Raw genomic sequence first — 14,054 nt, forward strand, 5'->3', positions numbered from 1 at the left:
GGACGGTTCGCCTCAGGCGACCGAGCTCTCGGATGACGGGGCGGCGGCCGACGGCGAGGCCCCGTCGCGGCGGAAGGCGGCGTAATAAAGCCCGCGTCCGGTCTGCACGATGCACCACAACGTCATCAGGGCGGAGCCGTGCAGAATGCCGGTACGGGTCACCTGGCCCTGGCGCTTGCGGTAAACGATCCCGACATCCGCGAAGGCCGTGGCCGCGATGATGCGGAACCGGTCGCCGTTGACCCCGAAGAACCGGAGCCCGACGCCCCGCCCTTCCGACAGGGTGCGTCGGCTGACGCCCACCACCGGGGTTTCCCAGATGCGGCTCGGATCGGCAGGATCGGCCATCCGCAGGGTGCCACTGGCGCGCGGCTTGATCTGGGCGCCGTCGGGCAGACGTACCTGCAGGCCGCCGAACGACATGTCTTCGATCGTCACCGGGATCGCCTCGGTGCCGAACACCAGGGTGGCGGCGCCACGACTATCCACGCGCGGGACGCTGCGGCGCTCGCGCAGTTCGCAGACCGCGCCGAGCCCGAGACCCGCCAGGATCAGGTTGAGCAGGCTCCACACCCCGACGACGCCGATCAACTCGCGGGCTTCCGGCTCGTAGGCGAAGCGGTAGCCCAGCACCACGAGGCTCGCCAGAACCATGAAGAACACGACGAAATAGGGCAGCGCGATCTCGGAGATGCGGTCGTGCTCCAGCGTCTGGCCCTTGGCCGTCACCTCGAACTTCGGGTTGCGCGGGTTGATGAAGACGCTGATGACGGCGCGGAACAGCATCACCGACTGGATGTATTCGTACACATCCGAGATCCACGGCCAGCGGACGCGGCCGAAGATGTAGCTTTGGATCAACAGCGCCGAGGCCATATAGGCGACCGTGTAGGCAAAGAACTCCTGCTGATTGGCGACGTAGATCTTCAGATCAAAGAAGATATACAGCATCGGCGCGAAGATGAAGGCCATGCGGGACAGCGGGAACAGCCAGAACATGCTGCTGGCCAGGTAGCTGAGACGCTGCGGCACCGACAGGCCCGATTTGAACAGCGGCGTCTTCAGGAGCAGGATCTGCACCATGCCGCGGCACCAGCGGGAGCGTTGCGTGATGAAGGCGTCGAATTTTTCGGCCTGCAGGCCGGCCACCATCGGGGTCTCGACATAAAGGCTGTTCCAGCCGCGCGAATGCAGCTCGAGTGCGCTTTCGGCATCCTCGGTGATGGACGAGCCATGGAAGCCGCCCACCTGTTCGAGCGCCTCGCGCCGCAGGACGGCGGCCGAGCCGCAGAAGAAGGCGGCGTTCCACTTGTCGAGGCCCTTCTGCACGAGGCCATAGAACATCTCGTTCTCGGTCGGCATCTGCGAGGCGCGCAGATTGCGCTCGATCGGGTCGGGGTTGAGGAAGAAATGCGGCGTCTGAACCAGAAACAGCTTCTTGTCGTCGCGGAAATGTCCGACCGTTTCGCGCAGGAAATTCTGCGCCGGCACGTGGTCGGCGTCGAACACCACCACGAGATCGCCGGTGCTGTGCGCCAAGCCGTTGTTGAGGTTGCCGGCCTTGGCGTGCTGGTTTTCCTCGCGGGCGAGGTACTGCACGTCGAGTTCGCGGCAGAGCGCCTGCATGGTCTGGCGCCGCTTCAGGGCGCGCGCCGCCGTGGCGGGATCGTCGGAATTCACCTTGGCGTCGGTGCCGCCGTCGTCGAGCAGGAAAACGTTCAGCTTGCCGGCCGGATAGGTGATGCGCTTGGCGGCCGCCAGCGTCGGGGCCACGATGTCGAGGCTTTCGTTGTAGGACGGCACGAAGATGTCGACCGTCGGGGCCTCATCGTCGCTCAGCAGGGGCGCCCTTGGCCTGTCGATCGGATCGGCGATCGTGAACAGGCTGAGGAACATCATGGTGACGCAGTAACATTCGGCGAGGACCAGCATGGCCCCGGCCGCGAAATCGAGCGGCGAGCTGATCGAGGGTACCGTGCTGGTGACGCGCCAGATGATGTAGCGCAGCACGATAAAGGTGCCCAAGGCGAGAAATACGCTGCGCCATGCGCCGCCCAGCCGCAACGCCTTGACGACGACCATCAGGCCCAGCGCCGATACAACGATGGCTAGCTGCGCTTCGACGCTGAGCGGGAGTTCCGCGTAAAGCAGCGCCAGCAACGCTGCCAATCCCCAGCCTGCAATAGAGATAGGTTTCACGGCCATCATCCCACAGATCGATAATCGAACATCGCAATACGGATCTGTTCTGACATCGATCGATGTAGGTTTTCACAAGCAGTCGTTGCAATTCGCCGGATGTGGATTTACCGTGCCGAAACCATGACTTCGTCCCGCATCGGCAAAAACTTGCTGTGACGTGGTCTCGACCTGATCGGCGAAGATGCGAGGTTCGACGTCAGTCGTTCGGATCGGCGACAGCCGGCATGGACGCCGCCAGGTCGCTCAGCGCCGCAAAGATGGTCTCAGCCTCGGCCGGGTGCAGATCCGTGACCCCGAGCGTTCGCATCACCTGCAGCCCCATGACGCCGAACAAGATCGCCAGAGCCATGTCCGGGCGGGTGCCTTCGGCCCGCACGCGGGCCATGACGTCCGCAAAGGCTTCCCGGAAGTGCACGAGCGACTCGGAATTCTCAACGGCGGCCACCAGCAGCGCCCGGGAGAAGCCCTCGTCGTTGCGATAGGTTTCGGTCGAATGGGCGATCATGCCGGCCAACGTCGGATGCGGCAGGCCGCGGCGGGCGGCGGCGGCGCGATCCATGCCCTCACTCAGCAGGTCGAGCTTGCGGGCCGCCACCGCCACGATCAGGGCGTCCTTCGACCGGAAATGATACAGCAAGCCGCCTTTGCTGATCCCGGCTGCGGCAGCGACGCCGTCGAGCGTCAGGCCCCCGAAGCCATCCCGCGCCACCACGGCCTCGGCGGCCGCGAGAATCTTCTCGAGGGTGGCTCGGCTACGCGCTTGCGACAGGCGATGAGTCATAAAAAAACCAACTGGACGGATTTTTATTACCGCGATATGGGATCGTCCACAAGTCGCCGGCTGGATGTTTCATGTCGACCCGCCCTCCTCCGCTTTGGTTTTTTTTGGCCCGCCGCTCCGGATGGGCGGTGGGCGCTTGTCTTGGCGTTGCCGTCTCGGCGGGGCTGCCTCAGCGGGCGATAGCGCAGGATGACCCCGCCGTGCCGGTGCGGGCCGCGGTGGCCCGGCAGGTCGAGAACGCCCCGGACCTCGCCTTGACGGGCACGATCGCGGCCCGCATCCAGAGCAACGTCGCGTTCCGGGTGGCCGGCAAGGTGACGGCCCGGCTGGTCGAAGTCGGCCAGCATGTGGGGCCGAACGACGTCCTGGCACGGCTCGACCCGACCGAGCAGCGGGCCGACGTGAGCAGTGCCACGGCCGCCCTCGCGGCGGCGCAAGCCACCCTCCAGCAGGCCCAACAGACGTTCGACCGTCAGAAGCAGCTCATCGCCAGCGGCTTCACGACGCGCGCCAGCTATGACCAGGCGGAAACGACGTTGAACGCCAATACGGCCCAGGTGGCGGTCGCCCAGGCGGCGCTGAACACCGCCAAGGAGCAATCGTCCTATACGGAGCTGAAGACCGGCCAGTCCGGCGTCATCGTGTCCCGCACGCTCGAGGCCGGACAGGTGGTTCAGGCGGGCCAGACCGTCTTCGTGTTGGCACAGGATGGCCCGCGCGACGCCGTCTTTGCGATTCCTGAAGCGCTGCTGACTGCGCCGCCGAGCGACAACACCACCGATGTGGTGCTGCAGTCGGATCCCAAGGTCGCCACCACGGGCACGGTGCGGGAGATCGCACCCTTGGTCGATCCCGCCACCGGCACCGTCACGGTGAAGATCGGCCTTATCGAAACGCCGCCCCAGATGGCACTCGGCACGGCCGTGGTGGGCCACGCGCGCTGGGACCGGCACGAAACCGCCCTGCTGCCCTGGAGCGCGCTCTTCGAGCGCGACGGCAAGCCGGCGCTTTGGGTGATCGACGACCAGAACAGGGTTGCGTTGCGACCGATCGAGGTCGGCACCTATCGCACCGGCGCCTTCACGGTGGCGCACGGCCTCGCGGCGGGGGAACGGGTGGTGGTGGACGGGGTACAGCTGTTGTTCCCCGGCCAGAAGGTTCTGGTCGTCGAAGGCAACGCTCCATGAGGTCCCCCTACGGCACGCATCGCCTGCTCGTCTTGGCGGCGGCGCTCACGCTCGCCGCTTGCGATCGGCATCATCAAGACGAGCCGCCCGCGCCCGTGCGGCCGGTGCTGAGCCTCGTGGTGCAGCCAACCGAGCGTCGGGTCGACCGCAGTTTCACGGGCACGGTGGAACCCCGCTATCAAGCCGAGCTCGGTTTCCAGATGACCGGACGCATGATCTCCCGCGACGTGAACGTGGGCGACGTGGTTCACAAGGGGCAGCAGCTCGCGACGCTTGATCCCGTGGTGGCCCGCCTGGCGCTCACCTCCACGGAGGCCGACCGCGCCAATGCGCAGGCCCAGCTTACCAATGCGGCCGCGACGCTGTTGCGGCAACAAGCCCTGATCAAGACCGAAAGCGTCAGCCAAGCGCAGCTCGATGCCGCCGTGGCGGCGCGCGACACCGCCCAGGCCAAATTCAACCAGACCGAAGCCAGCTTGGCCAAGGTCAAGGAACAGCTCGGCTATACCGTGCTGACCAGCGATCACGACGGCATCGTGGCGCGCTGGAGCGCCGAAGTCGGGCAGGTCGTCAGCCTGAGCCAGACCGTGGTGACGATCGCACGTCCCGACCAGCGCGACGCCGTGCTCGATGTTTCGGACGACCTGCTCGACCGTTTTCCCGTGGGGGCGCGCTTCAGCGTGCACCTCCTCGCCGACGACGGCGTCACCGCTCCCGGCGAAGTGCGGGAGATCGCACCGCAATCGGATGCCGCCACCTTGACGCGCCGCATCCGCCTCACCTTGACCGACCCGGGTGTCGCGTTCCGGCTCGGCACCACCATACGGGTGTCCCTCGCGCAGACCGCGGGCGCCCAGATCGTGTTGCCCGACGTTGCCATCCTCACCGAGGGTCAGCAGACGACGGTCTGGCTGGTCGGTGCCGACGGGACCGTGTCGCCCCGGCCGGTGACGCTCGGGGCGCGAACCGCCGAGGGCGTCACGGTGACGGCCGGCCTCGCGGCGGGCGAGCGGGTCGTCGTCGCCGGCGTGCATTCCTTGTCGAAGGGACAAGCCGTCAAATCCTCTGCTTCGGAACCCTGATCCCGTGACATCCTTCAACTTGTCCGAGTGGGCCCTGCGGCACCGCTCCTTCGTGTGGTTCCTGATGATCGTCTCGGCCCTGGCAGGCTTGATGGCCTATCGGGGGCTCGGCCGCGAAGAAGACCCACCGTTCACGATCAAGACCATGGTGGTGCAGCAAAGCTGGCCGGGCGCCACGGTCGACGAGATGCTCAATCAGGTGACGGAGCGCATCGAGAAGGAGCTGAAGCAGATCGACGCGCTCGATTACACCAAAAGCTACACGGTGCCGGGCAAGACGACGGTGCTGGTCAACCTGAAGGACACCACCAAGGCCAAGGAGGTGCCCGCTTACTTCTACCAGGTGCGCAAGCACGTCGAGGATATCCAATACACGCTGCCCAACGGCGTGCAGGCCCCGAGCTTCAACGACGAGTTCGGCGACGTTTACGGCAATATCTATGGCTTCACGGCCGATGGACTCAGCCAGCGGCAATTGCGCGATTACGTCGAGCAGGTGCGCTCGGAAGTGTTGACGGTGCCGAATGTCGGCAAGGTGCAGGTGATCGGCGCCCAGGATGAAGTCATCTATCTCGACTTTTCAGCCCGCAAGCTGGCAGCGCTGGGCCTGAACGTGCAGTCTCTGGTTCAAACCTTGCAAAACCAGAACGCCGTCCAGCCCTCCGGCGTCGTCCAGGCCGGGCCGGAACGCATTTCGCTGCGGGTCAGCGGCCAGTTCACCTCCGAGGACAGCCTTCGGGCCATCAACCTGCGGGTCAACGACCGATATTTCCCGCTCGGCGATGTCGCTACGGTGTCGCGCGGCTACCGGGATCCGCCCGATCCGCTGTTCCGTGTCGACGGCGTGCCCGCCATTGGGCTCGGCATCGGCATGAAGGCTTCCGGCAACCTTCTCCAATTCGGCCAGGACCTGAAAGCCAAGATGCAGGCCGTCAAGGCGACCTTGCCGATCGGGGTCGGGGTGCACCTCGTGTCCGACCAGCCGCGCATCGTCGAGGAAGCGGTCGGTGGTTTCACCGAAGCCCTGCTCGAAGCCGTCGGCATCGTGCTGCTGGTCAGCTTCGTCAGCCTGGGATTGCGGGCCGGGCTCGTGGTGTCGTTCTCGATTCCGCTGGTGCTGGCGATCGTCTTCGTGGCGATGAACTATTTCGGCATTTCGCTGCAGCGCATTTCGCTCGGTGCGCTCATCATCGCGCTCGGTCTCCTCGTCGATGACGCCATGATTACGGTGGAGATGATGGTGAGCCGGCTCGAACAAGGCGACAGCCTGACCAAGGCCGCCACCTTTGCCTATACGTCGACGGCCTTTCCGATGCTGACCGGCACGCTCGTCACCGTGGCGGGCTTCATCCCGATCGGCTTCAACGGCTCGTCGGCCGGTGAGTACACCTATTCACTGTTCGTGGTGATCGCGGCGGCGCTGTTGATCAGCTGGGTGGTGGCGGTGCTGTTCGCCCCGCTGATCGGCGTCAAGCTGCTGCCGAAGACCATGAAGCGGCACAGCGACCGTCCGGGCCTGCTGACCCGCGCCTTCACGGCGATTCTGGTCGGGGCGATGCGCTGGCGCTGGGTGACGATCGTCGGGTGCGTGGCATTGCTCGGGCTCGCGATTGTCGGCATGGGGCATGTGCAGCAACAGTTCTTCCCCTCCTCGGATCGGCCGGAACTGCTGGTCGACATGACGCTGCCGCAGAACAGCTCCATCGCCGAAACCAAGGCCCAGATGGACCGGCTCGAATCGGGCTTCGGTTCCGACCCGGACATCGTCAGCTGGAGCTCCTATGTGGGCGAGGGTGCGATCCGCTTCTACCTGCCGCTCGATCAGCAGCTCGCCAATCCGTTCTTCGGGCAGGCCGTGGTGGTGACGAAGTCGCTCGAGGCGCGCGCCAAGCTTCAGGCCCGGCTGAAGACCCAACTGGCCACGAGCTTCGTCGGGACCGACGCCTTCGTCCACCCGCTCGACCTCGGGCCGCCGGTCGGGCGGCCGGTGCAATACAGGGTCAGCGGTCCCGACATCCAGGTGTTGCGTACCCGGGCGCTGGCGCTGGCGAAGATCATGGCCGGCAACCCGCACCTCGATGCGCCCACCTTCGATTGGAACGAGCCCGGCAAGGTGGTGCGGGTCGACATCGCGCAGGACAAGGCGCGGCAGCTCGGCATCTCGTCCACCGATGTGGCTGCCATCCTGAACGGCATCGTGGGCGGCACCAGCATCACCCAGGTGCGCGACAGCATCTATCTGGTGGACGTCATCGGCCGCGCTGCCGCCGGCGAACGCAACCGCATCGAGACGCTGCAAAGCTTGCAGATTCCTACGGCCAGTGGTGCTGTCGTGCCGCTCCTATCCTTCGCGACCCTTCGCATGGAGCTCGAACAGCCGATCGTCTGGCGGCGCGATCGGCTGCCGACCATCACAGTGCGGGCGGCGTTGCGCGACGACACGCAGCCCGCAACCGTCGTGCAGCAGCTCGATTCCGCCACTGCGGCGTTCGCGCAGGGCTTGCCGGACGGCTTCAAGTTCGCGGTTGGCGGCGCCGTCGAGGAAAGCGGCAAGGGCCAGGGTCCACTTGCGGCGGTCGTGCCGGTGATGCTGCTCACCATGGCGTTCTTCATCATGGTGCAGTTGCAGAGCTTCCAGAAACTGTTCCTGGTGGTGAGCGTTGCGCCGCTCGGTCTGATCGGCGTGGTGGCGGCGCTGCTGGGTTCCGGCAAGCCGATGGGCTTCGTGGCGATCCTGGGCATCCTGGCCCTCATCGGCATCATCATCCGCAATTCGATCATCCTGATGGCCCAGATCGACGCGGTGCTGGCGGAGGGCAAGGACCGCTGGAGCGCGGTCGTGGAAGCGACGCAGCACCGCATGCGCCCCATCCTGCTGACAGCCGCGGCGGCGAGCCTCGGCATGATCCCCATCGCACCGCAGGTGTTCTGGGGCCCGATGGCCTATGCGATGATCGGCGGTATCGTGGCGGCGACCTTCCTGACCCTGTTTTTCCTGCCGGCGCTTTATGTGGCGTGGTTCCGCATCAAGGCGCCGCCGCGTGGATCGGCAACCCGTCCGGTCGCCCAATGACGATGCGCCCGCCCCGCCCGTCCGAGGTGACGCTCCTGCGGCGCCTCGCCTCGGGCCCGCAGCCCCTGCGCGAGGGGCCGGTGGGCCGCTGCACCAAGCGCGGCTGGTGTCGCAGCGTCGAAGACGTCGCGTCCGGCGAGCCGCGCGTCCTCTTCGCGCTGACGGAGGCCGGTTGGGCGGCGCTGATGGCCACCCCGGGCCGGACCGGCTCGTCGTGAGAGGACGGGCCGCTCGAGCCGCCGTCAACCTCCGACGTTGATGCCGTCCTGCGTCAGGATGAAGTCAGGCGCGATGCTCCCCTTCACGATGAGGCGACCGTTCGGCAGGTCGTTCTCCTCGAGCTTGGCCTCGAGCGCCGCGCCCGTCATGCCGTAGCCGAGCCAGCGCTCGGTCAGCCTGCGTCGTAACTCAGCCTCCGGCACCGACACCATGACGGTGTGGTCGAAGTGGACGCGCAACGCACTCCAGGGCGCCCGGTCGAGCAGCAGGTAATTGCCTTCGACCACCAGGGTGCGCACGGTACGCGGGATCATGCGTCCCCCGGCTCGGGCAATCTCGAGGGCGCGATCGAAGACCGGCACCGCGATCTCGTCCTCCTGGTTGCGGCGCAGCCGCTCCAGCATGTGCCCGAAGCCGGCCACGTCGAAGGTTTCGGGTGCCCCCTTGCGGGCCCGCAGCCCGCGGGCGATCAGTACCGCGTCGTCGAGGTGGTAGCCGTCCATCGGCAGCACGGCAGCGCTGCCGGGCCCTGTTGCGTCGAGCTGCGCCACGAGCCGCTCGGCCAGGGTCGATTTGCCGGAGCCTGGCGCACCGGCGATCGCGATGATGCGCCGCTCGGGGCCTTCCTCTGCGGCCATCTGGACGAGAACTTCGAAGGTGACGGGACGACTGGTGTTCATGGCGGGCCTTGTAGCGGGACAGGCTGGCTTGGCGAAGCGCAAAGCGTTGCTCAATCGCGGCTTTCATGGCCAGTCAATGCGCCTTCGAGCAGCGTCATGCCGTCGTAGATCAGCACAGCCAGCAGTGCGACGATGAGGCCGCCCTGCAGGATGAACGCCGTGTTCGACGATTGCAGCCCCGCGATGATGACCTCGCCGAGGCCCTTGGCGGCCACCGTCGATCCGATCGTCGCCGTGCCCATGTTGATAACAAGCGTCAGGCGGAGGCCGGTAAGGATCAAGGGCAACGCCAGGGGCAGCTCCACGCCCCACAGGCGCTGGCGGGCGCCGAGCCCCATGCCGCGTGCCGCCTCGACGACGACCGGATCGACCTCGCGCAGCCCCGTGATGGTGGTTTCGAACACCGGCAGTAGGCCATAAAGCACCAGGGCGATCAGTGTCGGTGTGGTGCCGAAGCCGACAAGCGGCACCGCGATGGCCAGCACCGCCACGGGCGGAAACACCTGACCGATGTTCACGAGGGCGCGCGAGAGCGGCAGAAAGGCCGCCCCGACCGGTCGGGTGACGAAGATGCCGACTGCGAGCGCCAGAACGGCGCTGACGAGGCTCGCCGCAAACACCAGAGTCAGATGGGCGAGCGTCAGGTCGAGCAGGCTGGTCTGCGTGTAGATCGGCGGGGCGCCGTTCTCGGTCAGGCCACGGAAAACCGGTGCAAAGCTTTGCGGGGTCAGCACGAGGGCGAGAAGCAGCCCGAGGGCGCCGAGCCGCGCCAGAACAGGCACGACGGTCATGGATCGTGGCTTGGCGCGCCGGATTCGGCCAGGATCGCCGCAAGGGTGATACGGCCGGGCGGGCTGCCGTCTTCCGCCGCCACAGGCAGACTGTCTTGTCGGCGCCACAACAGCTCCGACAAGGCGTCGCGCAGGCTCGCGGATGGTCGCAGCGGCTGTCCGGGCGCGTCGCCGGGCTGGGCCAGATCGCCGACGCGGCGTAGCGACAGGAGGCGGAACGGCCGTTCCCCGGTGCCGACCAGCCGCTCCACGAAGCCGGCCTGCGGCGCGGCCAGCAGAACCGCCGGGGCGGCATGCTGCAGCAGCCGGCCGCCATCCATCACGGCGATGCTGTCGCCGAGGTGAATGGCCTCCTCCATGTCGTGGGTGACCAGCACCACCGTGGTGCCGAGACGCTTCTGCAAAGCGAGGAGATCGGCTTGCGCCTGGCCGCGGATCACCGGGTCGAGCGCCCCGAAGGGCTCATCCATCAGCAGCACCGCCGGCTCGGCCGCGAGCGCCCGCGCCACCCCGACGCGCTGCTGCTGGCCCCCCGACAGCTGATGCGGCCGCTTGTCGGCGTAGATGGCGTGATCGAGCCGCAGCAGTTGCATCAACTCGCGCACCCGGGCCTCGATGCGCTCGCGGTCCCAGCCGAGCAGCGTCGGCACGGTGGCGATGTTGCGCGCCACCGTCCAATGCGGAAACAGCCCATGGCCCTGGATGACGTAGCCGATGCCGCGTCGCAGCGTCTCCCCATCGAGGTCGGCCGTGTCGCGACCGTCGATCCGCACGGTGCCTGCGCTTGGCTCGATCAGGCGGTTGATCATCCGCAACAGGGTCGACTTGCCGCTGCCCGATGTGCCCACCACGGCCGTGATGGTGCCGCGCGCCAGCACCATCGACACGTCGTCGACCGCCAGGGCGTCGCCGAAGCGGCGTGACAGGTGTTCGATGGCGATCATGGCGCGGCCTTGCGGGTCAGGTCGACCGTAGCGTCGAGCAGCACGGCGGCCGTGAAGGCCAGAACGATGATGGGAATGGCGCCAAGCAGCACGAGATCGGTGGCCGATTGGCCGATGCCCTGGAACACGAAGGTGCCGAGGCCGCCGCCGCCGATCAGCGCCGCCACCGTGACGAGGCCGATGTTCTGCACCAGCACCACCCGGATGCCGGTGAGAATCGCCGGCGTGGCGAGTGGCAGTTCGACGGAGCGGAGGCGCTGGCCGGACGTCATGCCCATGCCGCGCGCCGCATCCCGGGCAGCGGCCGGAACCTGATCGAGGCCGGTGGCGGTGCTGGCCACCACGGGCAGCAGGGCATAAAGGAACAGCGCGATCGCGGCCGGGGCCGTGCCGATCCCCCGAATGCCGAGATCGGCCAGCAGCGGCACCTCGGCGGCCAGGAGCCCCAGCGGCACCATCATCAGCCCATACATGGCGATGCTCGGGATCGTCTGCACGATGTTGAGGACCGGCAGCACGGCGGCCCGAAGCCGGGGCACCCGCACGCAGGCGACGCCGAGCGGCAGTCCGGCCAGCACGGCGGCCATCAGCGAGCCGAGGCTGAGTTCGACGTGTTTCGCAAGCTCGCCCCAGAACGTGTTGGCGTGAGACGCATATTCGTGCAGCGGCGACAAGCCGTCGAGCCAGCCCGAGGCCAGCACGGCCCCACCCGCTCCCAAGGTCATGGTCAATGCGGCGAGGCGCGCCAGCGGCCCCGGTCGCAACTTGGCGGCGCCGTCGGTGGCCAGCAGCGCGAAGGCCAGGAGCGCGATCCAGAAGCCGCCGGCCGGCGACACACGGGCAAAGGCGTTACCGGGCAAGACCAGCTGCCGCGGCGCTTCTCCCACCACGCCGATCAGCAGTGCCAGTCCGAGGCCGCCGACCATGATCTGCACCAGCGGGGCGCCGCGCCGCGCCGCCATCACGGCCAGGACCGCGAAGGCCAGCAACGCGGCCACGGCCCCGACCGGGGGCAGCGACGCCCAGAGCGCCAGCCCCTTGCCGGACGCGATGCGGTTCGGCCGCAAGGTGACGAACGGCTCCGCCAGGAGCGCCGCAACGGCCAGGGCCGCCAGCAGCGTCCCGACGGGATCGAGGCCCCGCCAGGCAGGCGAGCTCGATCGGCGCGCGCGTACGACATCGATGCTCATGCCGGATCGGCTTCGCGGCGGGACGACATCCGATCCGAACCGTGACGGAGGCTACTTGGTGAAGCCCTTGCTCTTGAGATAGTCCCTGGCCACATCGGCGGCCGGCTCGCCGTTGACCTGGATGCGGTCGTTGAGCTCCTGCAGGGTTTTCAGGTCGAGGCTGGCGAAGACGGGCTTCAGGACGTCGGCAATCTTGGGATTGGCCTTCAGCACGGCCTCGCGGACGATCGGCGCAGGCGCGTAAACGGGTTGCACGCCCTTGTCGTCGTCCAGCACCACGAGTTCGGCGGCCGCAATGCCGCCGTCGGTGCCATAGACCATGGCGGCATCGACCCCGTCGGTGCCGTCGGCGGCCGCCTTGATGGTGGCCGACGTGTCGCCACCCGACAGGTTCAGCAGCTGGTCGGGCTTCAGCGCGAACCCGTAGGTCTTGCCGAAGGCCGGTAGCGCGGCGGCGCTGTTGATGAACTCTGACGATGCCGCGAGCTTCACCTTGCCGCCGCCCGACACCCATTTGCCGAAGTCGCTCATCGTCTTCAACGCGTTCGGCGTCGCGACGTCGCTGCGCAGGCCGATGGCCCAGGTGTTGTTGGCAGGCGCGGGCTGCAGCCAGACGACCTTGTTGGCGTCGTAGTCGAGCTGTTTCGCCAACTCGTATCCCTTGGCGGCATCCTTCCAGGCGGCATCCTCGGCCTTGTTGAAGAAGAAGCCCGCATTGCCGGTATATTCGGGATAAATATCCACTTCGCCGGCCAGCAGGGCCTTGCGCAGGATCGGCGTGCTGCCGAGCGAAATGCGATCGTGGGTCGCGATGCCGTTGGCCTTCAGGGTCTGGGCGATGATGTTGCCCAGCAGCGCCCCCTCGGTGTCGATCTTGGACGACACCACCACATCGGCCGCCTGGGCCATCTGCGACAAGGCCAAGGCCCCAAGGAACGCCAGGCCGAGTGGCGCGAACGAGATACGCATGCGTCTTGATCTCCGAGAAGCCCTTATCGGTATAGGGAATCGCTGGATAATCAAGCCGACTGCCGCAGGACCCACAACAGGCTTTCGAGCGGGTTCGATAGCGTCACGGACCTGCGACAACTGCGCCCTCGTGCGACGGCCCCGGTCGGGTCGCAGCGGCGGCTTCGAGGTTCCACGAAGAGCGTCCCGATCTGCGCACCACATGGTCCGAACCGTTGATGCGACCGGATCGCCGCGTTTCCCCACAGTCGCCTCTTGCCTCTGTGCCCCATATCGAGGGATAACGGCGATACGGAAGGGTGGTCGAGTGGTTTAAGGCAGCGGTCTTGAAAACCGCCGTGGGTGTGAGCTCACCGTGGGTTCGAATCCCACCCCTTCCGCCAGCCTGTCGGCCCGATACCGAGCTCAGATCGCCCCCAGGCGCCGTCCTCAGCTTGATCCTGGCGAAAAGTCGAAGGCCAGCACGCCCTCAGGCGCCAGCAGCGGGCGCATGAAGAGTTTGAAGGCCGCGTGGGCGGCGTCCATCAGGGCGGGATCGTCGATGGCGGGCGTGCCGGCGTAGAAGTTGCGGTCGCCTTCGGAGTCGAAGCGCAGCACGAAGCCGAGTTCGAAGCCACGCTCGGCGCCTTCGCCCCCGTTCGCCGCCCCGGCCACGATGTCGCGGATATAGGGCCGGCCGTCGCGCTGGCAGGTGCGGCCGAGGTCGAGGAAGCGACGCACCACTTCGGCGCGGATCTCAGCCGTGGTTCCGGTCGCGAGACGAAACAACACGATATGCACCACGGTACCCAGCCGATAGTCCGACGCGGTGAAGCTGGCAGAGCCGACACGGTCGCGTTCGGCGAACAGGTGTTCCTGGGCAGATGTCACGCGGTCCACTCCTTCTTAGCCCTTCCGGCTCGATCGCCAAGCCTGGGCGACACGCCAACGTGCGAC

At 67.0% G+C, this 14,054-nt stretch carries 12 protein-coding genes and 1 tRNA gene; 5 read left to right on the plus strand and 8 right to left on the minus strand.

Going from position 1 to position 14,054, the window contains the following annotated elements:
* Window positions 1-12: 12 nt before the first annotated feature.
* Window positions 13-2,199, minus strand: coding sequence for a UDP-forming cellulose synthase catalytic subunit (gene bcsA / locus P7D22_RS00100; RefSeq protein WP_442915993.1), 2,187 nt, complete (start codon window positions 2,197-2,199; stop codon window positions 13-15).
* A 199-nt stretch (window positions 2,200-2,398) separates the two neighbouring features.
* The gene (locus P7D22_RS00105; RefSeq protein WP_319932162.1) at window positions 2,399-2,983 is read right to left on the minus strand and encodes a TetR/AcrR family transcriptional regulator; all 585 of its coding nucleotides are present in this window, start codon (window positions 2,981-2,983) and stop codon (window positions 2,399-2,401) included.
* A 200-nt stretch (window positions 2,984-3,183) separates the two neighbouring features.
* On the opposite strand from P7D22_RS00105, the gene P7D22_RS00110 reads away from it, so the two are divergent.
* From P7D22_RS00110 to P7D22_RS00125, 4 genes are read left to right on the plus strand one after another with little or no spacing between them, the layout of a single operon-like run.
* Complete coding sequence (locus P7D22_RS00110; protein ID WP_319932163.1) at window positions 3,184-4,170, plus strand: efflux RND transporter periplasmic adaptor subunit; 987 nt, start codon at window positions 3,184-3,186, stop codon at window positions 4,168-4,170.
* The gene (locus P7D22_RS00115; protein WP_319932164.1) at window positions 4,167-5,252 is read left to right on the plus strand and encodes an efflux RND transporter periplasmic adaptor subunit; all 1,086 of its coding nucleotides are present in this window, start codon (window positions 4,167-4,169) and stop codon (window positions 5,250-5,252) included. Before P7D22_RS00110 ends, P7D22_RS00115 begins: the two co-directional genes overlap by 4 nt.
* Window positions 5,253-5,256: 4 nt before the next feature.
* The gene (locus P7D22_RS00120; RefSeq protein ID WP_319932165.1) at window positions 5,257-8,325 is read left to right on the plus strand and encodes an efflux RND transporter permease subunit; all 3,069 of its coding nucleotides are present in this window, start codon (window positions 5,257-5,259) and stop codon (window positions 8,323-8,325) included.
* Window positions 8,322-8,543 carry a hypothetical protein gene (locus P7D22_RS00125; RefSeq protein WP_319932166.1) on the plus strand — a complete coding sequence of 74 codons (222 nt, stop codon included), beginning with the start codon at window positions 8,322-8,324 and terminating at the stop codon, window positions 8,541-8,543. Before P7D22_RS00120 ends, P7D22_RS00125 begins: the two co-directional genes overlap by 4 nt.
* Window positions 8,544-8,567: 24 nt before the next feature.
* Here the strand turns inward: P7D22_RS00125 and P7D22_RS00130 are convergent, their stop codons facing one another.
* From P7D22_RS00130 to osmF, 5 genes are read right to left on the minus strand one after another with little or no spacing between them, the layout of a single operon-like run.
* Window positions 8,568-9,224, minus strand: coding sequence for a nucleoside triphosphate hydrolase (locus P7D22_RS00130; RefSeq protein WP_319932167.1), 657 nt, complete (start codon window positions 9,222-9,224; stop codon window positions 8,568-8,570).
* Between the two features lie 50 nt (window positions 9,225-9,274).
* A complete protein-coding gene (locus P7D22_RS00135) occupies window positions 9,275-10,015 on the minus strand; it encodes an ABC transporter permease (RefSeq protein ID WP_319932168.1) in 741 nt (246 codons plus the stop codon).
* Window positions 10,012-10,959 carry an ABC transporter ATP-binding protein gene (locus P7D22_RS00140; protein WP_319932169.1) on the minus strand — a complete coding sequence of 316 codons (948 nt, stop codon included), beginning with the start codon at window positions 10,957-10,959 and terminating at the stop codon, window positions 10,012-10,014. The genes P7D22_RS00135 and P7D22_RS00140 overlap by 4 nt, the downstream gene beginning before the upstream one ends.
* Window positions 10,956-12,149, minus strand: coding sequence for an ABC transporter permease (locus tag P7D22_RS00145; protein ID WP_319932170.1), 1,194 nt, complete (start codon window positions 12,147-12,149; stop codon window positions 10,956-10,958). Before P7D22_RS00145 ends, P7D22_RS00140 begins: the two co-directional genes overlap by 4 nt.
* A gap of 51 nt (window positions 12,150-12,200) precedes the next feature.
* Window positions 12,201-13,058, minus strand: coding sequence for a glycine betaine ABC transporter substrate-binding protein OsmF (gene osmF / locus P7D22_RS00150; RefSeq protein ID WP_319932325.1), 858 nt, complete (start codon window positions 13,056-13,058; stop codon window positions 12,201-12,203).
* A gap of 353 nt (window positions 13,059-13,411) precedes the next feature.
* On the opposite strand from osmF, the gene P7D22_RS00155 reads away from it, so the two are divergent.
* Window positions 13,412-13,501, plus strand: a tRNA-Ser gene (locus P7D22_RS00155).
* 46 nt (window positions 13,502-13,547) lie between these two features.
* On the opposite strand, the gene P7D22_RS00160 is transcribed toward P7D22_RS00155, so the two are convergent.
* Entirely contained in the window at window positions 13,548-13,988 is a 441-nt protein-coding gene (locus P7D22_RS00160; protein WP_319932171.1) for a Dabb family protein, read from the minus strand.
* Between the last annotated feature and the right edge of the window lie 66 nt (window positions 13,989-14,054).

It is taken from the genome of Lichenihabitans sp. Uapishka_5 (assembly GCF_033947565.1).
Taxonomy (GTDB): Bacteria; Pseudomonadota; Alphaproteobacteria; order Rhizobiales; family Beijerinckiaceae; genus Lichenihabitans.

Coding starts and splice junctions, on each gene's coding strand:
- osmF (WP_319932325.1), bottom strand. CDS start 13,058: ATGGCCCAGGCGGCCGATGTGGTGGTGTCGTCCAAGATCGACACCGAG.
- P7D22_RS00135 (WP_319932168.1), bottom strand. CDS start 10,015: ATGACCGTCGTGCCTGTTCTGGCGCGGCTCGGCGCCCTCGGGCTGCTT.
- P7D22_RS00145 (WP_319932170.1), bottom strand. CDS start 12,149: ATGAGCATCGATGTCGTACGCGCGCGCCGATCGAGCTCGCCTGCCTGG.
- P7D22_RS00140 (WP_319932169.1), bottom strand. CDS start 10,959: ATGATCGCCATCGAACACCTGTCACGCCGCTTCGGCGACGCCCTGGCG.
- P7D22_RS00125 (WP_319932166.1), top strand. CDS start 8,322: ATGACGATGCGCCCGCCCCGCCCGTCCGAGGTGACGCTCCTGCGGCGC.
- P7D22_RS00105 (WP_319932162.1), bottom strand. CDS start 2,983: ATGACTCATCGCCTGTCGCAAGCGCGTAGCCGAGCCACCCTCGAGAAG.
- P7D22_RS00130 (WP_319932167.1), bottom strand. CDS start 9,224: ATGAACACCAGTCGTCCCGTCACCTTCGAAGTTCTCGTCCAGATGGCC.
- P7D22_RS00115 (WP_319932164.1), top strand. CDS start 4,167: ATGAGGTCCCCCTACGGCACGCATCGCCTGCTCGTCTTGGCGGCGGCG.